Annotated in this window: 30 protein-coding genes; 15 read left to right on the top strand and 15 right to left on the bottom strand. The window is 65.2% G+C overall.

Translation table 11 applies throughout. From position 1 onward, the window contains the following. Positions 1 to 54 precede the first annotated feature (54 nt). The gene (locus tag WFP44_RS06635; RefSeq protein WP_336925625.1) at positions 55 to 1,851 is read left to right on the top strand and encodes an AMP-dependent synthetase/ligase; all 1,797 of its coding nucleotides are present in this window, start codon (positions 55 to 57) and stop codon (positions 1,849 to 1,851) included. 95 nt (positions 1,852 to 1,946) lie between these two features. Next, positions 1,947 to 3,569 (top strand): cation:proton antiporter domain-containing protein, encoded by a 1,623-nt coding sequence (locus WFP44_RS06630; protein ID WP_336925624.1) that lies wholly within the window; start codon positions 1,947 to 1,949, stop codon positions 3,567 to 3,569. Between the two features lie 8 nt (positions 3,570 to 3,577). On the opposite strand, the gene WFP44_RS06625 is transcribed toward WFP44_RS06630, so the two are convergent. From WFP44_RS06625 to WFP44_RS06610, 4 genes are all read right to left on the bottom strand, one after another. Further along, positions 3,578 to 4,108, bottom strand: coding sequence for a hypothetical protein (locus tag WFP44_RS06625; RefSeq protein WP_336925623.1), 531 nt, complete (start codon positions 4,106 to 4,108; stop codon positions 3,578 to 3,580). A gap of 104 nt (positions 4,109 to 4,212) precedes the next feature. Further along, complete coding sequence (locus WFP44_RS06620) at positions 4,213 to 4,995, bottom strand: bifunctional sulfur carrier protein/thiazole synthase protein (protein WP_336925622.1); 783 nt, start codon at positions 4,993 to 4,995, stop codon at positions 4,213 to 4,215. Positions 4,996 to 5,052: 57 nt separating this feature from the next. Continuing rightward, entirely contained in the window at positions 5,053 to 5,268 is a 216-nt protein-coding gene (gene thiS / locus WFP44_RS06615; RefSeq protein ID WP_336925621.1) for a sulfur carrier protein ThiS, read from the bottom strand. A 22-nt stretch (positions 5,269 to 5,290) separates the two neighbouring features. Continuing rightward, positions 5,291 to 5,686, bottom strand: a complete 396-nt coding sequence (locus tag WFP44_RS06610) for a MerC domain-containing protein (protein WP_336925620.1) — start codon at positions 5,684 to 5,686, stop codon at positions 5,291 to 5,293. A gap of 125 nt (positions 5,687 to 5,811) precedes the next feature. Between WFP44_RS06610 and WFP44_RS06605 the strand changes: the two genes are divergently transcribed. The 5 genes from WFP44_RS06605 (at position 5,812) to rpsI (ending at position 9,166) form a co-directional block, all read left to right on the top strand. Next, positions 5,812 to 6,900 (top strand): COX15/CtaA family protein, encoded by a 1,089-nt coding sequence (locus WFP44_RS06605; protein WP_336925619.1) that lies wholly within the window; start codon positions 5,812 to 5,814, stop codon positions 6,898 to 6,900. Then, positions 6,897 to 7,217, top strand: a complete 321-nt coding sequence (gene cutA, locus WFP44_RS06600) for a divalent-cation tolerance protein CutA (protein ID WP_336925618.1) — start codon at positions 6,897 to 6,899, stop codon at positions 7,215 to 7,217. The genes WFP44_RS06605 and cutA overlap by 4 nt, the downstream gene beginning before the upstream one ends. Before the next feature lie 62 nt (positions 7,218 to 7,279). Beyond that, a complete protein-coding gene (locus WFP44_RS06595) occupies positions 7,280 to 8,023 on the top strand; it encodes a hypothetical protein (RefSeq protein WP_336925617.1) in 744 nt (247 codons plus the stop codon). 160 nt (positions 8,024 to 8,183) lie between these two features. Continuing rightward, complete coding sequence (gene rplM / locus WFP44_RS06590) at positions 8,184 to 8,663, top strand: 50S ribosomal protein L13 (protein ID WP_336925616.1); 480 nt, start codon at positions 8,184 to 8,186, stop codon at positions 8,661 to 8,663. Continuing rightward, positions 8,663 to 9,166, top strand: coding sequence for a 30S ribosomal protein S9 (rpsI, locus tag WFP44_RS06585; protein ID WP_336925615.1), 504 nt, complete (start codon positions 8,663 to 8,665; stop codon positions 9,164 to 9,166). Before rplM ends, rpsI begins: the two co-directional genes overlap by 1 nt. Positions 9,167 to 9,241: 75 nt before the next feature. Here rpsI and WFP44_RS06580 read toward each other — a convergent pair whose 3' ends face one another. The 3 genes from WFP44_RS06580 to WFP44_RS06570 all read right to left on the bottom strand — a co-directional run bounded on the left by WFP44_RS06580 (position 9,242) and on the right by WFP44_RS06570 (position 10,854). After that, positions 9,242 to 9,628: a response regulator gene (locus WFP44_RS06580; protein ID WP_336925614.1), complete on the bottom strand. Its 387-nt coding sequence runs from the start codon at positions 9,626 to 9,628 to the stop codon at positions 9,242 to 9,244. 51 nt (positions 9,629 to 9,679) lie between these two features. Beyond that, positions 9,680 to 10,519 (bottom strand): metallophosphoesterase family protein, encoded by an 840-nt coding sequence (locus WFP44_RS06575; protein ID WP_336925613.1) that lies wholly within the window; start codon positions 10,517 to 10,519, stop codon positions 9,680 to 9,682. Between the two features lie 68 nt (positions 10,520 to 10,587). Then, positions 10,588 to 10,854 (bottom strand): hypothetical protein, encoded by a 267-nt coding sequence (locus WFP44_RS06570; RefSeq protein ID WP_336925612.1) that lies wholly within the window; start codon positions 10,852 to 10,854, stop codon positions 10,588 to 10,590. A 277-nt stretch (positions 10,855 to 11,131) separates the two neighbouring features. Here WFP44_RS06570 and WFP44_RS06565 point away from each other — a divergent pair, with 277 nt between their 5' ends. Next, on the top strand, positions 11,132 to 11,449 hold the full coding sequence (locus WFP44_RS06565; RefSeq protein WP_336925611.1) for a UrcA family protein: 318 nt from the start codon (positions 11,132 to 11,134) through the stop codon (positions 11,447 to 11,449). Positions 11,450 to 11,544: 95 nt separating this feature from the next. On the opposite strand, the gene WFP44_RS06560 is transcribed toward WFP44_RS06565, so the two are convergent. The 3 genes from WFP44_RS06560 to WFP44_RS06550 form a co-directional block, all read right to left on the bottom strand. After that, positions 11,545 to 12,297 (bottom strand): LytR/AlgR family response regulator transcription factor, encoded by a 753-nt coding sequence (locus WFP44_RS06560; RefSeq protein ID WP_336925610.1) that lies wholly within the window; start codon positions 12,295 to 12,297, stop codon positions 11,545 to 11,547. Further along, positions 12,294 to 13,574, bottom strand: a complete 1,281-nt coding sequence (locus tag WFP44_RS06555) for a sensor histidine kinase (RefSeq protein WP_336925609.1) — start codon at positions 13,572 to 13,574, stop codon at positions 12,294 to 12,296. The genes WFP44_RS06560 and WFP44_RS06555 overlap by 4 nt, the downstream gene beginning before the upstream one ends. Before the next feature lie 83 nt (positions 13,575 to 13,657). After that, positions 13,658 to 15,178 (bottom strand): fumarate hydratase, encoded by a 1,521-nt coding sequence (locus WFP44_RS06550; protein ID WP_336925608.1) that lies wholly within the window; start codon positions 15,176 to 15,178, stop codon positions 13,658 to 13,660. Between the two features lie 164 nt (positions 15,179 to 15,342). On the opposite strand from WFP44_RS06550, the gene WFP44_RS06545 reads away from it, so the two are divergent. The 4 genes from WFP44_RS06545 to WFP44_RS06530 are packed head-to-tail and all read left to right on the top strand — an operon-like array spanning position 15,343 to position 18,313. After that, positions 15,343 to 15,954, top strand: a complete 612-nt coding sequence (locus tag WFP44_RS06545) for a protein-L-isoaspartate O-methyltransferase family protein (RefSeq protein WP_336925607.1) — start codon at positions 15,343 to 15,345, stop codon at positions 15,952 to 15,954. A 2-nt stretch (positions 15,955 to 15,956) separates the two neighbouring features. Continuing rightward, entirely contained in the window at positions 15,957 to 17,420 is a 1,464-nt protein-coding gene (locus WFP44_RS06540; protein WP_336925606.1) for a TolC family outer membrane protein, read from the top strand. Between the two features lie 45 nt (positions 17,421 to 17,465). Continuing rightward, complete coding sequence (locus WFP44_RS06535; protein WP_336925605.1) at positions 17,466 to 17,906, top strand: DUF2497 domain-containing protein; 441 nt, start codon at positions 17,466 to 17,468, stop codon at positions 17,904 to 17,906. Continuing rightward, positions 17,903 to 18,313, top strand: a complete 411-nt coding sequence (locus WFP44_RS06530; protein WP_377922614.1) for a (2Fe-2S) ferredoxin domain-containing protein — start codon at positions 17,903 to 17,905, stop codon at positions 18,311 to 18,313. The genes WFP44_RS06535 and WFP44_RS06530 overlap by 4 nt, the downstream gene beginning before the upstream one ends. Before the next feature lie 4 nt (positions 18,314 to 18,317). Here WFP44_RS06530 and WFP44_RS06525 read toward each other — a convergent pair whose 3' ends face one another. Then, on the bottom strand, positions 18,318 to 18,626 hold the full coding sequence (locus tag WFP44_RS06525; protein WP_336925604.1) for a hypothetical protein: 309 nt from the start codon (positions 18,624 to 18,626) through the stop codon (positions 18,318 to 18,320). 135 nt (positions 18,627 to 18,761) lie between these two features. On the opposite strand from WFP44_RS06525, the gene WFP44_RS06520 reads away from it, so the two are divergent. Genes WFP44_RS06520 through xth form a run of 3 tightly spaced genes read left to right on the top strand, consistent with a single transcriptional unit; the run spans position 18,762 to position 20,358 of the window. Further along, positions 18,762 to 19,190: a CBS domain-containing protein gene (locus tag WFP44_RS06520; protein ID WP_336925603.1), complete on the top strand. Its 429-nt coding sequence runs from the start codon at positions 18,762 to 18,764 to the stop codon at positions 19,188 to 19,190. 45 nt (positions 19,191 to 19,235) lie between these two features. Beyond that, the gene (gene erpA, locus WFP44_RS06515; protein WP_336925602.1) at positions 19,236 to 19,565 is read left to right on the top strand and encodes an iron-sulfur cluster insertion protein ErpA; all 330 of its coding nucleotides are present in this window, start codon (positions 19,236 to 19,238) and stop codon (positions 19,563 to 19,565) included. Between the two features lie 4 nt (positions 19,566 to 19,569). Further along, a complete protein-coding gene (gene xth / locus WFP44_RS06510; RefSeq protein WP_336925601.1) occupies positions 19,570 to 20,358 on the top strand; it encodes an exodeoxyribonuclease III in 789 nt (262 codons plus the stop codon). Positions 20,359 to 20,395: 37 nt separating this feature from the next. Here the strand turns inward: xth and WFP44_RS06505 are convergent, their stop codons facing one another. From WFP44_RS06505 to hpf, 4 genes are all read right to left on the bottom strand, one after another. Continuing rightward, positions 20,396 to 21,082: a cell wall hydrolase gene (locus WFP44_RS06505; RefSeq protein ID WP_336925600.1), complete on the bottom strand. Its 687-nt coding sequence runs from the start codon at positions 21,080 to 21,082 to the stop codon at positions 20,396 to 20,398. Positions 21,083 to 21,290: 208 nt separating this feature from the next. After that, positions 21,291 to 21,635 (bottom strand): DUF1491 family protein, encoded by a 345-nt coding sequence (locus WFP44_RS06500; protein ID WP_336925599.1) that lies wholly within the window; start codon positions 21,633 to 21,635, stop codon positions 21,291 to 21,293. 32 nt (positions 21,636 to 21,667) lie between these two features. Next, on the bottom strand, positions 21,668 to 22,129 hold the full coding sequence (locus WFP44_RS06495) for a PTS sugar transporter subunit IIA (RefSeq protein WP_336925597.1): 462 nt from the start codon (positions 22,127 to 22,129) through the stop codon (positions 21,668 to 21,670). A 147-nt stretch (positions 22,130 to 22,276) separates the two neighbouring features. Then, positions 22,277 to 22,852, bottom strand: coding sequence for a ribosome hibernation-promoting factor, HPF/YfiA family (hpf, locus tag WFP44_RS06490; protein ID WP_336925596.1), 576 nt, complete (start codon positions 22,850 to 22,852; stop codon positions 22,277 to 22,279). Positions 22,853 to 22,885 lie beyond the last annotated feature (33 nt).

The raw sequence follows: 22,885 nt of genomic DNA, 5'->3' as shown, positions 1-22,885 counted from the left end.
CTTGCCGAAACGCAGGACCGGAAATATCCGGCAGCCTTACGGGAGTGCGCCAGGGTGCAGTTGCAGGACATCGAGAATGCCAAGAGCCTGGTGGGCCTGTTCCTCCAGCGCGCCGACGAACAGGGCGACAAGCCCTTCCTGACCGCCAAGGCCGGCGGCGCATGGCAATCGATCAGCTATGCCGAAGCCGCGCGGCGTGTCTGCGTGCTGGCCGAAAATCTGGTGAAGCTGGGCCTCCGGCCTGGCGACCGGGTGATGCTGGTTTCCGAGAACCGGCCCGAATGGGCGCTGGCCGACCTCGCCATCATGGCGGCGGGCGGCATCACCACGCCTGCCTACACCACCAATACCGAAGGCGACCATTGCCACATTCTGGATGACAGCGGCGCGCGGATGGTGATCGTATCCACAGACAAGCTGTCGAAACCGCTGATCGCGGCCATGCTGAAATCGGGGCAGGCCGAACATCTGCTCGCCATCGATCCGATTGCCACATCGCAAAGCGGCAGTTTCGCCATCCACCAGATGCCCGCCTTGATGGAAGGCGATGCGGTGGCCGCGCGCGGCGCGGTGGAGGCGCGGCTCGCTGCGGTCACGCGCGACGATATCGCCTGCATCATCTACACCAGCGGCACCAGTGGTTCCCCGCGCGGCGTGATGCTGCACCACGGCGCGATCCTGCACAATGTCGATGCGGCGGGCCATGTGCTGGCGGACGATTTCGGCTGGGAGGAGGAGCGCTTCCTCTCCTTCCTGCCGCTCAGCCATGCGCTGGAGCACACCGCCGGCCTCTATCTGCCGCTGGGCCTTGGCGCGGATATCTGGTTTTCCGAAGGGCTCGACAAGCTGTCGAGCAATCTGGAAGAAGCGCGGCCCACTTTCATGATCGTGGTGCCGCGGCTGTTTGAAATCCTGCGCGAAAAGATCATCAAGGGCGTCGAAAAGCAGGGTGCTGCCGCGCAATTCCTGCTCGAACGCGCGATCCATCTGGGCGAACGGCAGATTGCGGGCCGCAAATCGCTGAAGGACGGGCTGGTTGGCCTGCTGCTCAATGCCACGATCCGTCCCAAGGTGCGCGCGCGCTTTGGCGGGCGGATCAAGGCGCTGGTATCGGGTGGCGCACCGCTCAATCCCGAAGTCGGCGGCTTTTTCCAGGCGATGGGCCTCACCATGCTGCAAGGCTATGGCCAGACCGAAAGCGCGCCGGTCGTCTCGTGCAATTATCCGGGCGCCGGCATCGCTCTGCACACCGTCGGTCCCCCTCTGCGCGGGGTGGAGGTGAAGATCGCCGATGACGGGGAAATCCTGGTGCGCGGCGAACTGGTGATGAAAGGCTATTGGAAGAATCCCGAAGCGACCGCCGCCGCGCTGGCCGATGGCTGGCTGCACACCGGCGATATCGGGCATATCGATGCCAAGGGCCGCATCGTCATTACCGACCGCAAGAAGGACATCATCGTCAACGACAAGGGCGACAATATCGCCCCGCAAAAGCTGGAAGGGATGCTCACGCTCCAGCCCGAAATCGCGCAGGCCATGGTCAGCGGCGACAAGCGGCCGCATATGGTGGCCCTCATCGTGCCCGATGCCGAGTGGATGAAACAATGGGCCAAGGATAACGGGGCAGAAGGCGACATCGCCGCCTTGCGCGAAAATCCGGCTTTCGTGAAGGCGCTGAAGGCGGCGGTTGACCGCACCAACCAGGAACTCAGCGTGATCGAGAAGGTGCGCCGCTTCGTGGTGGCGGATGAGCCGTTCAGCGTCGATAACGGGCAGATGACCCCGACAATGAAGATCCGCCGCAACCCTATCCGCGCGGTCTATCAGCAAAGGCTCGACGCGCTGTATTGATCGCCCCCTTTTCTGGCAGTTTCGGCCAGATGCGCGGGTGACAAGCACCGATTTTCTTCCATATTGGCAGGGAGTTTTCTGCCAATAGAGGATCAATGCCCCATCACACGCCGCTGATCGGCACCATTGTCGCTGGCCTGGTTGCCGCCTTCATCATGGGCGCGATTGCGCATCGCCTGCGCGTATCGCCGGTGGCGGGGTATCTGTTTGCCGGCGTACTGGTGGGGCCGTTCACGCCGGGCTATGTCGCCAATGCGGCGCTTGCCAACGAACTGGCCGAAATCGGCGTGATCCTGCTGATGTTCGGCGTGGGGCTGCATTTCTCGCTTCGCGATCTGCTGTCCGTCCGCCGCATCGCGGTGCCTGGCGCCATTCTCCAGATTGCGACCGCCACCACGCTGGGAACGGCGCTGGCGCTGTGGCTCGGCTGGTCGCTGGCGGCGGGGCTGGTGTTTGGTCTTGCCCTCTCGGTTGCCAGCACGGTGGTGCTGCTGCGCGCGATGCAGGCGCGCAATCTGGTGGAGACGCAGCGCGGGCGCATCGCGATCGGCTGGCTGATCGTGGAAGACCTTGCCATGGTGCTGGCGCTGGTGCTGCTGCCCACATTGGCGGGTCTGTTTTCGGGCGATCCCGATGCACAAGCGAATGTGGTGGCAAGGCTGGGCCTGACAATCGCCAAGGTGGGCGGCTTCATCGCGCTGATGCTCGTAATCGGCAAACGGGTGATCCCCGCCGCGCTGCACTGGACCGCGCATACCGGATCGCGCGAATTGTTCCGGCTTGCCGTGCTCTCCATCGCGCTGGGGGTCGCCTATGGTGCGGCGCTGATCTTCGATGTGTCCTTTGCGCTGGGTGCCTTCTTCGCGGGCATGATCCTGGGCGAGACGCATCTCAGCCGCCGCGCGACCGAGGAAACTCTGCCGCTGCGCGATGCCTTTGCCGTGCTGTTCTTTGTATCGGTGGGGATGCTGTTCGATCCCAATACGGTGTTGGAGCAGCCGCTGCCCGTGCTGCTGACGGTGCTGATCATCGTGGTGGGCAAATCGATCGCGGCCTGGGCCATCGTGCGCGCATTCGGGCATGATAACACCACTGCGCTGACCATTGCCGCAAGCCTTGCGCAGATCGGGGAGTTTTCCTTCATCCTTGCCGGGCTGGGCACACAGCTGAACATCCTGCCCAGCGAAGGACGCGACCTGATTCTGGCGGGCGCGATCCTGTCGATCCTGATCAACCCCTTCATCTTCAGCGCGGTGGCGGGACGAAAAGGTTCCGCCCGGCTAAGCGAGGCGGTGAAGGAAATCGCGCCCGCCGTCGAACCCAGGCCCGGCCATACGATTCTGGTCGGTCACGGGCGCGTGGGAAGCCGCATTGCCGCCGAGCACAAGGGCGAGATCGTGGTTATCGAGGATGACAGCGACAATGCGGCCGCCGCGCGCGCATCGGGCCGCGTGGCAATCCATGGCAACGCCGCCGATCCAACCGTTCTGGCAAGCGCCGGAATTGCTGAGGCGCGGAGCCTGATCATCGCCATTCCCGAAGGCTTCGAAGGCGGAGCAGTGGCGCAGCTTGCCCGCGAGCTGAACCCTGCCCTCACCATCATTGCCCGCGCCCACTCGGACGCCGAAGTCGCCCATCTGGAACAGACCGGCGCCAATCATGTGGTGATGGGCGAACGCGAAATTGCCCGTGCAATCCTGAATGTCCTGCCGCGCTGATCGGCCTATCAGGCGGCCTCGTCGGTAATGCGTTCGGGAAAGAAGGCGGGCTGCCGGTCCGACCAGGCGGGCGCGGTGGCCGCCGCCTCGCTCAGCGACTGGAGCAGCATCTTGCGGCGACAGGGGCGGATCTGCGGAAGCGCGGCAGCACCGCAGAAGGCGGCCGGCAGGAACGGACGCACGCCCGCGCCCAGCATTCGTTCGTACAAGAAGCGGTAAGCAGAAAAGCTTTCGATCTGCTCCTGCGCCAGATCCTGCGCGGTGATTTTCACCAGCACGCCCATGAAATTGCCCAGGGCCGTATCGATCGCCGCCTCGGCGGGTATCGCTGCGCCCAGGCCGCGCAATTCGCGGTAGGCGATGTATTGCGCGCGGATCGCCGCGCTGCCACCTGATTCACCAGACCAATCCCGAAACGCATCACCCCGGCCCATGAACACATCGAGCGCGCGGGTGATGTAGCGCTGTTCCGCCGGCGCAAAACCGGCAAATTCGCGCATTTCGCAAATGCTGGGCGAGGTTGTCTGCGAACGAGCCATGAGCGGCCTCCTGCGGGTTGCGGGGCCGATCATCGCGCGAACATGGTTAAAGACCGGTTTACGCGCCCGCCCGTCGGAATCGGGCGGGGCGCAGAAGCCGCGATTCAGATCAATCCGGCAAGCGGGCTGGAAGGATCGGCATATTTGCGCGTTTTCATCCGGCCAGCCAGATAGGCCTCGCGCCCGGCAATCACCGCATGGCGCATGGCGCGGGCCATGCGCACCGGATCCTGCGCTTCGGCAATCGCGGTGTTCATCAGCACGCCATCGCAACCCAGCTCCATCGCCACGGCTGCTTCGGATGCGGTGCCCACGCCTGCATCGACGAGCACGGGCACTTTCGCGCCTTCCACGATCAGGCGGATCGTCACCTTGTTCTGGATGCCAAGGCCGCTGCCAATCGGCGCGCCCAGCGGCATGATCGCCACCGCGCCCGCATCCTCCAATTGCTTCGCCGCGATGGGGTCGTCCACGCAATAGACCATCGGCTTGAAGCCTTCCTTCGCCAGCACCTCGCAGGCCTTCAGCGTTTCGCGCATATCGGGATAGAGCGTGCGCGCCTCGCCCAGCACTTCCAGCTTGACCAGATCCCAGCCCCCCGCCTCGCGCGCCAGGCGCAAGGTGCGGATCGCGTCATCGGCGGTGAAGCATCCGGCGGTGTTGGGCAGATAGGTGATCTTCTTGGGATCGATGTAATCCATCAGCACCGGCTGGGTCGGATCGGAGATGTTCACCCGGCGCACCGCCACGGTCACGATTTCGGCCCCGCTGGCTTCCACCGCCGCCGCGTTCTGCGCAAAGTCCTTGTATTTGCCTGTGCCCACGATCAGGCGCGAGGTGAAGGTGCGGCCGGCCACGGTCCAGCTGTCGGTTGCAGAATCGGTCATGGCATTGGCGGTATCGGCAGCGGCGCGGCAGGACAAGGGTGTTCGGGGAAGGAGCGTTCAGCCGCCGCCCACGAAATGCACGATCTCCAGCACGTCGCCCTCGGCGAGGCGCACATCCTCCAGCGTGGAGCGCGGCGCGATCACGCCGTTATGCTCCACCGCCACCTTGGCGACTTTCAGTCCCAGTTCGCGCACGAAATCGGCAATCGTGGCCGCGGTGGTGCGGCGTGGTTCGCCGTTGACAGTGATGGAAAGGACGGCCGCATCGCTCATGATGGGCGGGAGATAGCGTGCGTCAGGCTTTTCGCAAGTTCAGGATATGCCCCGCCGCGACCAGCACCACGCCGATCACGGTCAGCACCGCTTCTTCATAGCCGTGACCCACCGCCACGGCGGCGCCCATGAAGCTGAGCCCGGTCATCGCCACGACAAAGGGGCCGGGCCGCCGGTGGCGCACCGCGCCCACGCCGATCGCCACGCCTGCCACAAGCGTTGCCAGCAAGAGGCCCACCTTGTGAATCGCAGGATCGAGCAGGAAGGTCGCCCCCATCCCCAGCCCGGCCACCAGCACGAGTCCCAGCACGCAATGCACCAGGCACAGGCACGACAGCAACACGCCCACCCGGTCGAGGCGGTCTTGCGCGAAGGTCTGCACCTGGTCGCGAATCCGGGGAAAGAGTGATCCGAGCATCCGCGCCGATGTATGTAATGCTGTAACATGGCGCAAGGTTTTTCCGGCCGCGCAGACCGATTTCCGGCAGTGTGCAGGCGAAAAGCCATCTTGCGATTCAGGCAGGCTGGGCGCACATCGCGCCTATGTCGACAGCTTCGCTCTCTTCTCCCCCGGTTGCCCAGGCCCGCCGTTACACCCCGCTGACGCTGGCGCGCTGGATGTTCGCGGTGGCCGCGCTCGTCACCTTCATCGTGGCCGTGGGCGGAATCACCCGGCTCACTGAAAGCGGCCTGTCGATCACCGACTGGCGTCCGGTGACTGGAACGCTCCCCCCGCTCAGCGAGGAGCAATGGCAGGCCGAATTCGAAGCCTACCAGCAGATCGGCGAATATATGCACGAAGCCGGCCCGCGCGGCATGACGTTGGACGATTACAAGTTCATCTATTTCTGGGAGTGGGTTCACCGCCTGCTGGGCCGCGTGATCGGCCTCGCTTTGCTGGTGCCGATGGTGTTTTTCTGGGCCAAGGGGGCGATCCCGCAAGGCTACAAGCCGCGCTTTGTCGCGCTGTTCGCACTGGTCTGCCTGCAGGGGGCGTTTGGCTGGTTCATGGTTCGCTCCGGCCTGAACGAGGAGATGACCGATGTGTCGCATTTCTGGCTCTCGATCCACCTGCTGACCGCCTTGTTTACATTAGGCGGGCTGGTATGGACCGCGCGCGACCTGCTGGTGCTGCATCGCAATCCCGGCGCCCGGCCCGCGCGGTTGACCGGGCTGACGCTGGCTGTGCTGGCAGTCGTGTTCGTGCAGATGTTGCTGGGCGCCTGGGTGGCGGGCCTCAATGCCGGGCACGCCTCGAACACCTGGCCATTGATGAGCGGGCAGTTCCTGCCGCAATTGAGCTGGGATGCGGGATTTCTCTATACGCTCACGCATGATCCCTTCCTGCTGCACTGGCTGCATCGCTGGTGGGCGTGGGTCGCGGTCGCCGCGCTGATCGTGCTGGCGCGCGCGGTGAAACGGTCGGGCGATCGGCGCGCTTCGGTCTATATCCATTCGGCTTTCGGAACGATGGTGTTGCTGGGCATCGCCACGGTGATGAGCGGGGTGGCGCTGTGGCTGGCGGTGGCGCATCAGGTGGTGGGCGCCCTGCTGGTGGCATCCTTTGCCTGGGGTGCGCACCGCCTGGGCCAGCGCGAGGTTCTCGCAGCTCCCGCGCCGTTGCGGCAATGAGCGGGGGGCTGCTGGTCTGGTGCCCTTTCCCCGCTGAGGAGGAGGCGCGGCGAGTGGCCGGCGCGCTGCTGGACGAAGAACTGGTTGCCTGCGCCAATCTGATCGGTCCGATGACCTCGTTGTTCCGGTGGGAGGGCGAGCGGCAGGAATCGACCGAAATGGGCGTCTTGTTCAAGACACACCCGCGCCTGCGGGCCGATATGACCGCGCGGCTTGCCCAATTGCATTCCTATACAAGCCCTGCGATCATGATATGGGAAGCCGATGCGTTTCCCCCGGCCACGGCAAGCTGGCTGGCGGATCTTGGGGGGTCTTGAACAGCAACGGATGCGGCAGGCGTTCTGCCTGATATGAAAGCCAAAGGGCGATGAGCCGGGATATGACGGGGGGACGAGGGTTCAGCAGCGATCGGCGCGGGATGCTGAGGCTGGCCGCAGCGGCAGCGATTCTTCCCGTGCTGGCCAGCCGCTCCCCCGCTCTGGCAGCCCAGACCGATAGCATCGCGGCTGCGATTGCCCCGCCTTCGTGCACCATGCTCTACCGTCGCACACTGGAGCGGCAGATGGCGGGCGGGGCGATCTTCACGGTGACGCGCGAATACGCGGTGCACTTCCTGCCGCGTGGCACCGGATTCGAAGTGGCTGGCGAGCAGGTGGCGGTCCGCGCCAGCGCCCCTGCGGCACTCGCCCGTTTTGCCGCGCTGGAGGAGGATCGGGTGGACAACACCCTGTTCCCGCTCCTGCTCAATCACGCCGGCTTCATCGAGGAAGGCGCGAGCATTGCGGAAAACGAGCAGCTTGTGAGGAGCCTGAGGGAGGCGCACGCGCAGTTGCCGCAGGACGCCGCAGAAGCCGGCCTCGCGCTGGGGGCAATTCAAGCGGCGGGCGCCAGCCTCACTTCGCAACTGCCCCGGGACTTGTTTGCCCCCGCCAATGGCAGGCGCGAGGCGCGCGAGACGATCACCCTTCCCTGGGGTGATGCCGGAGAAGTGCGCACCCTTTTCGAAGCCGCGCGCGATCCCGGCACGGGATTGATGCGCGAGGCACGGCGCGAAGTGGTCACCAGCCTTGCCGGAGATGAGCGCCGCAGCGTCGAAATGTGGGCGCTGTTCCCGCTGGAATAGGCGCAGACAAGCCCGCAGGCTTGGCAAAGGTATTATTTTACCTCTCCGCAAACCCGCACAATTGCTTGACTTATCGTGGCCCTGCCGACAAAGGACGCGCCTTCGCTCGGGGCACATTGCCCTGCGCGCGACAGATTCGCGTAACAAGGAAATCCAGGCCATGAAGGCTCTCTCCAAGCAGACCCGGTCGATCAAGCCGGCCGAGGTCGAAAAGAAGTGGCACGTGATCGATGCCGAAGGGCTGGTCGTTGGGCGCCTCGCCACGATCGTTGCCAATATCCTGCGCGGCAAGCACAAGCCGAGCTACACCCCGCACGTCGATTGCGGTGATCACGTGATCATCCTCAACGCCGACAAGGTGCGCTTCACCGGCAACAAGCTGGGCCAGAAGGTGTATTACAAGCACACCGGTTATGCCGGCGGCATCAAGGCGGTCACCGCTGAAAAGGTGCTGGGCAGCCGCTTCCCCGAGCGTGTGCTGGAAAAGGCCGTGGAACGCATGATCCCGCGCGGGCCGCTGGGCCGCGCACAGATGAAGGCGCTCCACCTCTATAACGGCACCGAGCATCCCCATGCGGGCCAGCAGCCCGAAGTGCTCGATGTTGCCTCGATGAACCGCAAGAACAAGGCTGCCGCATAATGGCCGATGAAACCAACACCGTGTCCGACCTGTCGGATCTGAGCTCGCTTGCGGTCGATACCCCGGCTGCCCCCGCTGCCTCCGCTGCCCCCCTGCGCGAGCAGGAACTGGACGCGCAGGGCCGCGCCTATGCCACCGGCCGCCGCAAGGACGCCGTGGCCCGTGTGTGGCTGAAGCCCGGCACCGGCAAGGTGACCGTGAACGGCCGCGACCAGGAAACCTATTTCGCACGCCCCACGCTGCGCCTGGTCATCAACCAGCCCTTCTCCATTTCGGAACGCGAAGGCCAGTATGACGTGATCGCCACCGTCAAGGGCGGCGGTCTTTCGGGCCAGGCCGGTGCAGTCAAGCACGGCATCAGCCAGGCGCTGACCAAGTATGAACCCGCGCTGCGCGGCGTCATCAAGGCCGCCGGCTTCCTCACCCGCGACAGCCGCGTGGTGGAACGCAAGAAGTATGGCCGCGCCAAGGCACGCCGCAGCTTCCAGTTCTCGAAGCGTTAAGGCGTTTCCTTTCAGGCCAGGCACAAGGGGGCGGTCCACCAAGGGCCGCCCCTTTTTGCATCAGGCCGCGCCTGTTCAGGGACGCGTGGCCGCGCTGTCTGCCAGCAGCGTCTCTGCCGTGCCGACAAGCTGGTCCATACTGACCGGCTTGGTAAGAAAGGCGGAGGCGCCAGCCCCGCGCACCCGCGCTTCCTCCTCCTGCCCGACAAAGGCGGTGATCGCGACGATGGGGATCTGCGACAATTGGACATCCCGGCGCAGCAGACGGATCAGGCGCAGGCCCGAAATGCTTGGCAGCTGGATATCCATGGTGATGAGGTCGGGCGCAAAGCGCGACGCTTCGGCCATTACGCGCGCGCCGTCATCCACCAGGCACACCTCATGGCCCCGGGCGGACAGCGCCTCGTAATAGAACATCCGGTTGAGCAGGTCGTCCTCGACCACCAGAATTTTGTGGGCCATGCGCGCTTCAACGCACGGTTTCGGAAAAGGTGCCCGCCTCCGCAGCGTTACTTATGCCGAGGACGCATCGCCCCTCGCAGCACCGGGCGGCTCCGCATCAGCAGGCACCTCGCCAATCTGCATGGCCGCGCTGTCGAGACCGGCCAGATTGCGCACGGTCACCGTGAGCTGCGCCCCATCCCACGCCAGTTCGTTGAAGCTGGCAGGGGTTGTGCGCAGGCGGCGTGACAGCGTGCCCGCACCAATCATGCGGACAGGCCCGTGCGGCGTTGGTTCCATGAGGTCGAAGGCATCGTGGACATGGCCCGAAAGCACGCCCACGACCTTCCGCTGCGCCAGCGCGGCCAGCGCCGCCGCCCCGCCGCGGGTCAAGGCGGTGCCGTGGGTTCCCGCCTCGCGCAGGGGATGGTGCACGGTGACCAGCGCGCGCATCCCCGCCGGAAGCGCATCGATCTGCGCCAGGCAATCCGCCAGCGCGCGGCCGCTGATCCAGCCTTTCGACCAGTTGAAGCGCGGCTGCGCGGGCACATTGCTGTTGAGCGGCACCAGCGCAATGCCGGAAATACCGGGCCGGGCCAGCTCAATCCGGCGCTCCACCACTTCACGAAAGGCCCGGAATCGGCCCAGCGGGTTGAGATAGCGCGAGGGCAGGTGATAGCCGGGCAGATCGTGATTGCCCGGCTCCACCGTCACCGGCACATCCAGGCTGTGGATCCAGCGCTCCGCCGCCGCGAATTCATGGGGCCGTGCACGCATGGTGATGTCGCCCGTAATCGCCACGGCATCAGGACGCCGCGCGGCAATCTCGGCCTTCACCCATTCAAGCGCCCGCGCGTCCTCCAGCCCGAAATGGACATCGCTGAGGTGGAACAGGCAAAGCGGGCGGGTCATGCAACATGGGCGTTAGCAGAAAGCGGCGGCTGTGCGCTACCCGCAGCCCCTCTCACATCCGGCCCCTCTTACATCCGGCGCGTCAGGATGGCCCAGGCGCTGCCCGCATTGCAGGCGGTGTAGAGTGCATAGGCAAAGGCCCAGGCGCCACTGCGCCAGGTGGCCGCCATCGCCACCACCAGCACTGCAAATTCCAGCAGCAAGGTCACGCGGCCCCGGCCCGCAGTGCCGCGCCCGCCGGTAAAGGCGCGCACGGCCGGGTGGTCGCTGTCCAGCACGGCACGGTGCAGGGCGAAATTGGCGATGCCGAGAAGGAAGACGATTGCAACGGCCATCGCGCAGCCATGCCGTCCGGCGGCGCATCTGGCAAATCCTTGCGCCGGGAAAGTCATTCGTCGGGCAGAATGCAGCAGTTTGTCGGGCGCACACCGCGCTTGTCGACCCGCGCGCGCACCCGGTCGAGCGGCCCGCGCGTCACGGCGCGCGGCTCCCTATTCCTCCATCTGCGCCGCCGCCGCACCAGTCCCACCGGTTGCGGCGCAACCTTTTCGCGAATGGATTTTCGCGGATGCCCTTTCTTGGAAGGGGGGAGAATTCAAGAAGGAGAAACCCATGTTCAAGACCGCATCGATCAGCCTTTGCGCCGCACTTGCCGCCATGCTCGCCATATCCAGCCCCGCCGCCGCGCAGCAGCGGGATACGCGCAGCACCGCCGTCACTCACCGCGATCTCGACCTGTCGAGCGTGGAAGGCCGCGCCGAACTCGGTCGCCGCATCGACAACGCCGCGCGCCAGGTCTGCGGCGTGGGCGAACGCCAGCTCGGCTCGAACATCATGACCCGCGAATCGCGCGAATGCTACCGTTCAACCAAGCGCGAGATGGAACAACATTTCGCGCAGATCATTGCAGACAATACCCGCGCGGGCTGATTGCCCCCAAGCCGCAGCCTGCCGACGGGGGAAGGGCGCTCTTTTCGAAGGGCGCCCTTCTTGGTGTCCAGCGCCCGCTGGAGGCCCGGCCCCGCTCAGCGTCCGGCCATCGCTTTCACGCGGCGCAGATAGGTGCGGCCAATGCGCAAGGCGTCGCCATCGGGCAATTCCACGCACCAGACGCCCAGCCCTTCGTGACGAAGCGAACGGATCATGTCACGCCGCAGGATGGTGGAGCGGTGGATGCGGATGAAGCGTTCAGGATCAAGCCGCGCCTCCAGCCCGGCAATCGTCTGCAGCAGCAGATAGGACGAAGCGCCCACATAGAGGCGCACATAATCGCGCTCGGCATCGATGCGGTGCACATCGCCCACATCAATGCGCAGCAATTCGGAGCGGTGCGGCACCCAGAATTCGGACTGCCAGGGTGCGGGTGCGGGGGTTGCCGGCCGGGCGCTGCGCCGTTCCAGGGCGCGGGCAATGGCGCGTTCCAGCCGCTCCGCCCCCACCGGCTTGAGCACATAGTCCACCGCATCAAGGTCGAAGGCTTCGACCGCAAAATCCTCGTGCGCGGTGACGAAGATGACGGCGGGGGCGCGCCCTTGCCCCGCAGCCGCGGCCGCCAGTTCGCGCGCCACGCCGAGGCCATCGAGGTCTGGCATGGTCATGTCGAGCAGCAGCAGATCGGGCGCCAGCTTCTCCACCAGACGCAGGGCCGCGCGCCCGTCGCTGGCGGTGCCGACCACCTGCAATCCCGGCAGTTCGGCGCAGAGCACCTGCATCCGCTCGATCGCCAGCGGCTCGTCATCGACAATCAGCGTGCGCAAAGACAATGCGGCGTCACTCATTTGGCTGTTTCCAGCAGTTGGGCGGGATGAATTGCCGGGATTGGCGCCGCCTTGCGGATCAGCGGCAGGCGCAGCTGGGTCGCGTAACCGCTGCCCGCATCAGCGCCAAGGGGCCCGGATACCACTGTCGCCGCGCGCCCGAACCGCGCCGCCAGCCGTTCGCGCACATTGGCAAGACCGATGCCAAAACCCTTGCGCTGCGTCGCGCTGTGTTCCGCATCCTGTCCGTTATCGGCCACGCTCAAGACCAGACGCCCGTATTCCTCGCGCGCGGTGATCGTGATGCGCACCGGGGCAGAGCTGGGTGCCACCGCGTGTTTCACCGAATTCTCGACCAGCGGCTGCAGGATCATGCCCGGCACCAGCACGTTCTCCAGATCGGCAGGAATCGCATATTCGGCCACCAGACGCTGCGGAAAGCGCACCGCCTCGATATCGAGATAGAGCCGTTGCAGGGCCACTTCCTCGGCCAGCGGCACATCGGCGGTGGGATCGTTCGCCAGGCTGCGGCGGTAGAAATGGCTCAGCATCTGGATCATCCGTTCGGCGCTGTCGATCTTGCCGGTCAGCACCAGCGCGGAGAGCGAATTGAGCGTATTGAACAGGAAATGCGGGTTCACCTGATAGCGCAAGGATCGCAGTTCCGCCGCGCGCGCGGCATTGCGGAACTCCTGCTCGCGCCGTTCCGCCGCGCGGGCCTTCTCCCCCGTCAGCAGCGCCAGATAGAGCGCGCACCAGGCCAGCATCATGAAATAGCGGCCATAGGCAACCTCGATCACCTCCTGCCAATAGGTCGCCTGAAGCCGCTCGGCCGGCACGGTGACCGTTCCGCCGCCGCTTCCTGCGGGCGGGCCGGGAATGGAACTGGCGGGAATGTCCACCAGCAGATCGCCCGATTGGTCGCGGTAGACATAAAAGCCGCGCTGCTCGGCCGCGCGGGCAAAGACGCGCTGCTCCATCGAGGCAAAGACCAGCTGGTTCGCCTGCGCGATCAGCAGCGCGACGGGCAGCGACAGGATCAGCGCCGCGCCGATCTTCACCCACAGCGCGCGCGCATCGAACAGCCGCAGGATGAGCCACAGGCCCAGCGTAATCACCGCGCCCGCGCCCGATGCCAGCACGCGTCGCCAGAAGGCTTCGGTGGTGAAGCCCAAATCCACCAGCTCGCCGCGCAGCGTGGTGAGGATGACATAGCAGAGCCACAGGCCCAGAATCGAGGCAAGCACCGTGCGAAACGGCACGCGTGCGTGATCCTGCGGTGTGGCCCCATCCTCCATCGCGCCACCATGCCCGCAGCGGCGCGGCAATTCCAGAGCCGCACCGGCACTTGTCGGGCCGTATCAGCGCTTGATCGAGAAGGTCAGTTCAATAGCCCTTCCTCCGCGATGCGCCGCTGCCAATGCAGCGGGGCAAGGCGGTGGACATTATTGCCCTCGCTGTCCACGGCCACGGTCACCGGCATATCCTTCACCGTGAATTCGTAGATCGCCTCCATGCCCAGATCCTCGAACGCGACGACGCGCGATTCGCGGATGGCGCGCGCCACCAGATAGGCCGCGCCGCCTGTTGCCATCAGATAGGCAACCTTGTGCTTGGCAATGCAATCGACCGCGCCCTGCCCGCGCTCCGCCTTGCCGATCATCGCCAGCAGACCGAGATCGAGCATCATGTCGGTGAACTTGTCCATCCGCGTGGCGGTGGTAGGGCCGGCAGGGCCGACCACTTCGCCCATCACCGGATCGACCGGGCCGACATAATAGATTGCGCGGCCGCGGAAATCGACCGGCAGTTCCTCTCCGCGCGCCAGCATATCCTGAATGCGCTTGTGCGCCGCGTCGCGCCCGGTCAGCATCCGCCCGTTGAGCAGCAAGCGGTCACCCTGCTTCCAGCTGGTCACTTCCTCGCGCGTGAGATTGTCGAGATCGACGCGTTTGGCCGCCACATCGGGTTCCCACTGCACATCGGGCCAGGCGTCGAGATCGGGTTGCGGCAGGAAAGCGGGGCCGCTGCCGTCGAGCGTGATATGCGCGTGGCGCGTGGCGGCGCAATTGGGGATCATCGCCACCGGCTTGCCCGCGGCATGGCACGGCCAATCGAGGATTTTCACATCGAGCACGGTGGACAGCCCGCCCAGCCCCTGCGCGCCCACGCCCAGCGCATTGACCTTGTCGTAGATCTCGATCCGCAGCTTTTCGATATCGTTTTGCGGCCCGCGAGCTTTCAGCTGCGCCATGTCGATCGGCTCCATCAGCGAAAGCTTGGCCAGCTTCATGCAATGTTCCGCCGTGCCGCCAATGCCGATGCCCAGCATACCCGGCGGGCACCAGCCCGCGCCCATCAATGGAATCTGTTCCAGCACCCAGTCGACGATATTGTCCGACGGGTTCATCATCTTGAACTTGCTCTTGTTCTCGCTGCCGCCGCCCTTGGCCGCGACATCGATCGACACGGTGTTGCCGCGCACCATTTCGACGCTCAGCACACAGGGCGTGTTGTCGCGCGTGTTGCGGCGGGTGAAGGCCGGGTCGGCCAGAACCGAGGCGCGCAGCTTGTTTTCCGGCAGATTATAGGCGCGGCGCACCCCTTCATCGACCACGTCCTGCAGATCGCGGTCCGATTCCAGCCGGCAATCCTGCCCCCATTTGATGAAGACATTGACGATGCCGGTGTCCTGGCAGATCGGCCGGTGCCCTTCGGCGCACATCCGGCTGTTGGTCAGGATCTGCGCGATCGCGTCCTTGGCCGCCGGGCCCTGCTCCGCCTTGTACGCCTCGCCCAGCGCCTGAATGTAATCCATCGGGTGGTAATAGGAGATGTATTGCAGCGCATCGGCCACGCTGGCGATAATGTCGTCCTCGCGGATGATGGTGATGCCGTTCATCGAAGCCTGACTCCTGCTGATACAATTTTCGACACGCCTTGGCCCTTTGGCCTGCTATTGCCCTGTGCCAATGCCGGGTAGGGCCATACGCGAAAGTTCCCTTGGCGACAGGCCCTCTTACGCTTAAGGCACGCTCCGGCAAGAGAGACGAGAGAAACGAAACGGTGACCCTGCTCGAATCCCCCCAGACTACCGCTGAAGGTTTTGCTGCTGCACGCCAGGCGATGATCGACAGCCAGCTGCGCACCAGCGGCGTGACCGAAGTGAACACGATCGCCCGGATGCGCGCCGTCCCGCGCGAGGATTTCGTGCCCGCCGCAGCCCGCGATTTCGCCTATATGGACCGCGCCGTGCCGCTGGGCGATGGCCGCTTCCTCGCCGCGCCGCTGGTCAATGGCACGATGGTGCAGGAAGCCGCGCCGCAGCCCCACGAAACCGCCATTCTGGTCGATGGCGGCAGCGGCTACATGGCCGAAGTGCTGCGCCCGCTGGTTGCGAAGCTGACGGTGCTGACCCCGGCCGAGGCGCTGGCCACACCACGAGGGCAAGGCAAGGCCGATCTGATCGTAATCGACGGCGCGATCGAGCAGATGCCCGATTCGCTGGCAAAACGGCTGGCGGATAATGGTCGCGTGGTAACGGGGCTTGTCGAAAACGGCATCACCAGCGTTGCGCGCGGACGCAAGGCGGGCGGACAGATCGTGTTCCTCAAGCTGGCCGAAATGGGCGTTCCGCGCCTGCCTGAATTTGACAAACCCAAGGGTTGGAGCTTCTGAGCATGGCCCGCAAGGCAGCGATCACGGGCCTGAAGGCGGCCGCCCTTGCCTGCGCTTCGCTGCTGGTGACGCCGCCTGCCATGGGCGATACGCTGCGCGAGGCGCTGGCGCAGGCCTATGCCAGCAACCCGCAATTGCAGGCCGCCCGCGCGCAATTGCGCGCCACCGATGAAAGCGTGGTGATCCAGCGCGCCGCGGGCCTGCCTTCGGCCGATCTTTCGGGCAATCTGACCGAGTTCCTGAAGCAGAGTTCGGCCAGCTTCATCGCCCCCGAACGCTCGCTCTCGGCCAATCTCAACCTTGGCGTGCCGCTGTTTTCGGGCGGGAGCGTGCGCAACGGCATTCTGGCGGCGGAAAACCGCATCGAGGCGGGCCGCGCCGATCTGCGCAGCACCGAAAGCGCAATCTTCGCACAGGTCGTGGCCGCTTACATGGACGTGATCCGGGGCGAGGCGGTTGCAGCGCTTTCGGCGGGCAATGTCGCCGTGCTCGAAGTCAATCTGCAAGCCACCAGCGACCGGTTCGAGATCGGCGACCTGACGCGCACCGATGTTGCGCAATCGGCCAGCCGGCTGGCACTGGCGCGCGCGGATCTGCGCACGGCGCAGGCCAATCTGGCGATCGCGCGCGAGAATTACATTGCGCTGGTGGGGCAGGCTCCGTCCGATCTGCAACCCCCGCCGCCGCTTCCGGGCCTGCCCGCCAGCGTGGACGACGCGGAAGAGCTGGCGCTGGCGAGCAATCCTGACCTCATCGCCGCGCGCGAGCGGGCCGAGGCTGCGGGCTTTGACGTGCGCGTCGCCGGGGCCGGACGACTTCCCCGTCTCGAAGCCTTTGCCACCGGCGGCTATCAGAACTTTCTGGGCACGCTGGGCGCCATTCCCGGCGCAGGCACGGCACAACAGGTGAACACCAGCGCGCAGGCCGGCATCCGCGTGACCGTGCCGCTGTTTCAGGGCGGGCGCGTGGCCGCGCAGCAGCGGCAGGCGCAGCAGCAGGCGCTCGCCGCGCTGGAACAGGCCATCGGCACCGAACGGCAGGTGCTCGCACAGGTGCGCGCCGCCTGGCAGAACTGGCGCGCGGCCAATGCCATCATCGCATCCACGCAGGCCGCGGTTGATGCGGCTGAACTCAGCCTCGAAGGCGTGCGCGCCGAAAACACCATCGGCAACCGCCAGATCCTCGACGTGCTGAATGCCGAGCAGGAATTGCTGGCCGCCCGCGTGCAATTGGTAACGGCGCGCCGCAACGAATATGTGGCGGGCTTCAACCTGCTCGCCGCAATGGGCCGGGCCGAAGCGCGCGATCTGGGTCTTGATGCCAATGGCCCGCTGTATGATCCGGTGGTGAATTACGACCGGGTGCGCGGGCAGGTGTGGGACTGGCAGCGCGATCCCGAACCGCTGCCCCGCGCCACGCGCACCGTTGACATCGGCCCGCAGGACGGCGAAATCTCCGCCAACTGATCGAGTGTGGGGCCAAGACAGGTTCGAGAGGGGGGGTAAGGCAATATGCGGCACGAAGGCGAACCCTCGGTCGAGGAAATCCTCGAATCGATCAAGAAGGTGATCGCGCGCGACAACCGCGACAGCGCCGAGGCCGTGCGCCGCCGGCGCGAGAATGACGGCGTCACCCCCCGCGCGGCCGCCTCGCTGGCGGAACAGGATGATGACGACGTGCTCGATCTGTCCGCGCTGGCGGAGGAGGCAGAGGAAGCTCTGACCACATCCGAAGCCGCCAATGCCATGCGCCAGTCGCTCGCCGCGCTTTCGATGCTGGCCGAACCCGGTGCCGCGCCGCGCATTGTGCGTTCGGGTGAAACCTCGCTCGAAGGGCTGGTGCGCGAAATGCTCCGCCCCATGCTGGCGCAATGGCTGGATACGCACCTGCCCGGCATTGTGGAGCGGCTGGTCAAAGCGGAAATCGCCCGCATCGCCGGCAAGCAACGCTGAACGATTCACTCCCCCAAAGCGGAACGCAGGCCGCGGCCGCGCAGGCCGCGCGCGCCTATGGCCTGATCGGCGGCGACGGCATTGCCCGCCACATCTTCCTGTGCGCCCTGTCGGAAAAGCAGAAATGCTGCTCGCGGGCGCGGGGGGAGGAAAGCTGGGCCTTCCTGAAAACCCGACTGAAGGAACTGCGGCTGGTCGGCCCGCGCGGAACGGTGCAGCGCACCAAGGCCGATTGCCTGCAAATCTGCGTGGGCGGCCCCATCGCCGTGGTCTGGCCCGATGGCGTCTGGTACCATTCGTGCACGCCGGCCGTGCTGGAAGAGATCATCCAGCAGCATCTGATTGGCGGCAAGCCGGTGGAGCAATACCGCCTGCACAGCCCGCGAAAGGCCCCGGACGGGCTCTAGAAATCTACTGAAAATCCTCGGGTTTGGGATGGATGGCCTCATCCGCCTGTTCCACCGCCTCGTCGTGCCCGGTGCCGCTGGAGAGGAACACCAGCCCCATCAGCGCGCTCATCAACAGCATCGCCGCGCCAATTCCCAGCGCGGTGGCGATGAAAAAGTGCACCGATACCATGCCCACTTCGCGGTAAAGCAAGGCCAGCGCCACGATCACGGTGGCGGTGGTGAGCATGAACATACCGCGCATCAACCGCCGGTAGCGGGCCCAGGCATGGGCGGCTGTGTGCGGATCGTCGAGGGGCGAACGGTAGGGCATCCGCCTCCCATGCACTCCTGCGCGCGCGGATGCAACGCAGCACAAAGGAACTGCGGCGGGCGCCCTTGTGCGCTGCGATTTGGCCAGACTCGGCAAAGCGTGGCATGATGGCTGCGGGAATGAGGAGAAAGGCCAATGTCTATCGGACGAATCATCGCAGGCCGCGAACAGGAAATCGTCAGCTGCACCGCCAAGGACAGCGTGCGCAAGGCGGCCGCCTTGCTGGCAGAAAAGCGCATCGGGGCCATGCCGGTAATGGATGGCAGCCGCGTGGCGGGAATCTTTTCCGAACGCGATCTGCTCCACTGCGTGGCGAAGCACGGCGGGGACGCGCTTGATCTCAGCGTGGGCGAAGTGATGACCGCGCCCGCCATTACCATCGGCCAGAATGAGGATGCCCTGTCGGCCATGGCGCTGATGACACGGCGGCGCATCCGCCATCTGCCCGTGGTGGAAGACGGGCGGCTGCTGGCCTTCGTATCGATCGGTGATCTGGTAAAGCACCGCATCGAACAGATCGAGGCCGAGGCCGAAGCGATGCGCGAATATATCACCCACGCCTGAGCCGGATCGCTTGAGCCGGGACGCGTGACGCCCTACATCTCGCCTATGGCACAGGAACTGACCTTGACGAAGAACGCCGCCGCGCGCGTGGCGGTGATTGCCGCGCGGCAGGGCAAGCCGCCCATCTTGCGCCTCGCGGTGGAAGGCGGTGGCTGTTCGGGCTTTCAATACAAGTTCGAACTGGACGATGGCCCCGCGCCCGACGATCTGGTGAGCGAAACCGACGGGGTGCAGCTGGTGGTCGATCCGGTCAGCCTCGATCTGGTGGCCGGTGCACAGGTCGATTACGTCGAATCGCTGGGCGGGGCGGCATTCCGCGTGGAAAATCCGCAGGCGGCATCGGGTTGCGGCTGCGGTTCCAGCTTCGGCATCTGATCGGGTGAAAATCGCCAGTTTCAACATCAACGGCATCAAGGCGCGGCTGCCGCGCCTGCTGGAATGGCTGGACGAAACCCGGCCCGATATTGCCTGCCTGCAGGAAATCAAGACGCAGGACGATGGCTTTCCCGCCGCCGATTTCGAAGCCATCGGCTATCACGCCATCTGGCACGGGCAGAAAAGCTTCAACGGCGTCGCCATTCTGGCACGCGGGCAGGTGCCAGTGGAGGTGCAGCGCGGCCTGCCAGAAATGAAGTGGCCGGGCGACGAAGCGGACGAACAGGCGCGCTATCTCGAGGCCGAGGTGCAGGGGATACGTATCTGCAATCTCTATCTTCCCAACGGCAATCCGCAGCCCGGCCCCAAATTCGATTACAAGCTGGCCTGGATGGAGCGCCTGCGCGAACGCTGCGCCGCGCATCTGGCGGCGGAAATTCCGGCTGTGGTGCTGGGCGATTTCAACGTCATCCCTACCGATCAGGATGTCTGGTCAGTCAAGGCCATGGCCGACGATGCGCTGATGCAGCCGCAATCGCGCGATGCCTATGCCCGCCTGCTGAATGACGGGTGGACCGATGCCATTGCCACGCTCAACCCGCGCGGGGGCGTGTGGACCTATTGGGATTACCAGGCGGGCGCGTGGCAGCGCGATCACGGCTTTCGCATCGATCACCTGCTGCTGTCCCCCGCCTGCGCCGACCGGCTGGTGGCGGCCGGCGTCGACAAGGCATATCGCGGCCGGGAAAAGGCCAGCGATCACGCGCCTGTCTGGGTGAACTTGCGCGACTGACCGGCGCAGGGCGAGCGGGCCGCAGCCCGCCGCCCCCTTACTTGTAGAAGATGTGCCGGCTGATCCGTGCGACGCTGGCCCGCCGGCCAGCCCATGAAGGGCGCACATGGCTGGCATGGAAGAACAGCGATTCGCCCACCTGGCTGTCCCACAGATCCTGATGCGCGATGCGGGCAATCGCCTTGGCGCGCGACCAGGCGAGCGTGGATGCGTTGGGCGCGGGAATCGCACCGCCGCGCACGAAGGAGAACTGACCCGGCTGCTTGACCACCGCACAGTAATCATCCGGGAAGCGGGGCGAGGCGGCGCGGTTGATGACCACGCGGGCCACGGCAAGCTGGCCGTGCAGCGGCTCGCCGCGCGCTTCGAAATAGACGGCCTGCGCAAGGCAGGTCATTTCAGCGGAAAGCGCGTCCTCGGCCGGGATGCGTGCCACCAGAGCATCGAGCGAGGGGGCATCGATGCGCGCGACAGGCGCCATGCCCGTGTCCGAAGCGGGCAAAGGCTGCACCACGGTTTCGGATACGAAACGAATATCCTGGCGAATATCCGGCCCTGTATCGGCGGCGGATCCATCTGGTTCCGGCAGCGCGCTGGCACTGGGGGCGGGAAGGGAGGTCATGCGGTCCTGGGCGAAAGCGCCCGAAAGGCCGGTGCCCGAACCAAGGGCAATCAGAAACGCAGCCGCAGCAAAGGCCCCGGCGCGGGGGGTAAAGCGAGCCATCCATGAAAATGCTCAGGGCGGTGGGAAACCTGACACAGGCCGGACGGGCGCGCTGATATGAGCACAGCCCGAAGCGCGTGAACCCTGAAACAGGGAACCTGCCGGTTTGCCCCCCGTCTACGTGCCATCGCAAAGAGCGGAATTGCTCCTTGGCGCGATGGCCTACGCTTGGGAAGTCGCCGGCCACATAACCGCCACAATTGGCAAGTCAACCATTGGTTTCATTCGCAAGGATGAAACGTTCCGCATTCGCGATATCCAGTTCAATCACCCACAGATCCGGATCCTGCGCGCGGCGGCGCTCGCAATAGGCAGAAAATTCGTCCGGATTTTCAGGGTCTTGAACCTTCACGCGGGTCCATTTGCGCGTCCCGTCAACCTGCGGCATACGCTCGAAAGCCTGGGCATTTGTGCCCCTTTCGCAACAGATGACCAGCAATGTGCCGGCGTCACGCTCTCCCTTGGCGATCACCGTGCCAAAGCCGCCAGCGGCATCCACCGCCCGGATCAGGCCGGAAACTTCCAGGTGCGCGGGAAGCCGTGCCTCGTCCATGCTGGCCTTGCTAGGCGAACCGGAGGCCCGGATCAGGCCACATCGCGGTCGGACACATTGGTGAGCAGGCCGTAAATGGCCTCCTCGTCGGGCGCATCGGCCAGCGCGTCGCGCATATCCTCGTCGCGCATCATGCGCGAAATCGCCGCCAGCGCGTGCAGATGGCCCGCGCCGCTGTTTTCAGGGGACAGAAGGCCGACCACAAGATCGACAGGCAAGCCGTCGGCGGCGTTGAAATCGGCCGGATGGCGCAGGCGCATCAGGGCGACCACAGGGCGCGATATGCCGGAAATCCGCGCATGGGGAATAGCCACGCCGCGGCCAAAGCCGGTGCTGCCCAGCTTTTCCCGCTCCTCCAGCAGTTCGAGCACCTGCCCGGCATCGAGGCCCCAGGCTGCCGCGAAAAGCTGGCTCAGCTTATCGAGGATCGCCTGCTTTGAATCGGCGCTGATGATCGCCACCGATTCGGGCTTGATCGCGAAGAGTGCATCCATGTCACATTCTCTTGAGGGGGGCAGGGGGGAGTTAGGCCCGGATCAGCGGCAATTATCAATTATCCGCCAAAGACCTTGATATATGGCAAAAACACTGCGCCACTTCGCGCAGACTGCCGATACCGGGCCTGTCGCAGTCCCGCACGGTCAGGACGGTTCGACCCAGCCGATCGATCCATCGTGGCGGCGGTAGACCATATTATGCCGTCCCGTGCCAGCATTTTTGAAGAACAGCGCGTTGGTGTGCCGCAGGTCGAGCATCATGACCGCATCCGAAACGGTGACTTCGGGAATGTCCACCCGCGTTTCCGCGATCACCGGCGGGGCATCAACCAGCACTTCGTCCTCCGCCTCGACCTCCGGCTCCTCATAAGCGAAGATGGTATAGGCCGCTTCTTCCTGCGCCTGCGCATGGGCCGCCTGTTCGTGACGGTCCTTGAGGCGGCGCTTGTAGCGGCGCAGCTGCTTTTCGATCTTGTCCGCCGCCTGTTCCAGCGCCTGGTGCGCATCGTGCGCGCTGCCGTGGCTTTTCAGGATCAGGCCATGATTGACGTGGAGCACGATGTCGCAATCAAAGGCATTGCTGGGTGCCTTGCCAAAGGTAACGGCGGAGGAAAGCGCCCGGCTGAAATATTTTTCGATGATACTGCCCAACCGTTCCGCCGCATGATCCTGCAAGGCTGCGCCAGTGTCCATCTGATGGCCCGAAACGCGGATTTCCATCGATATTTTCTCCTTCCTGGTGCGGGCCGGTCG

The sequence above is a fragment of the Alteraurantiacibacter palmitatis genome (assembly GCF_037154115.1).
Classification (GTDB): domain Bacteria; phylum Pseudomonadota; class Alphaproteobacteria; order Sphingomonadales; family Sphingomonadaceae; genus Alteraurantiacibacter; species Alteraurantiacibacter palmitatis.
The sequence above is the reverse complement of the archived record's forward strand: the minus strand, read 5'-3'. Positions and strand labels throughout refer to the sequence as shown.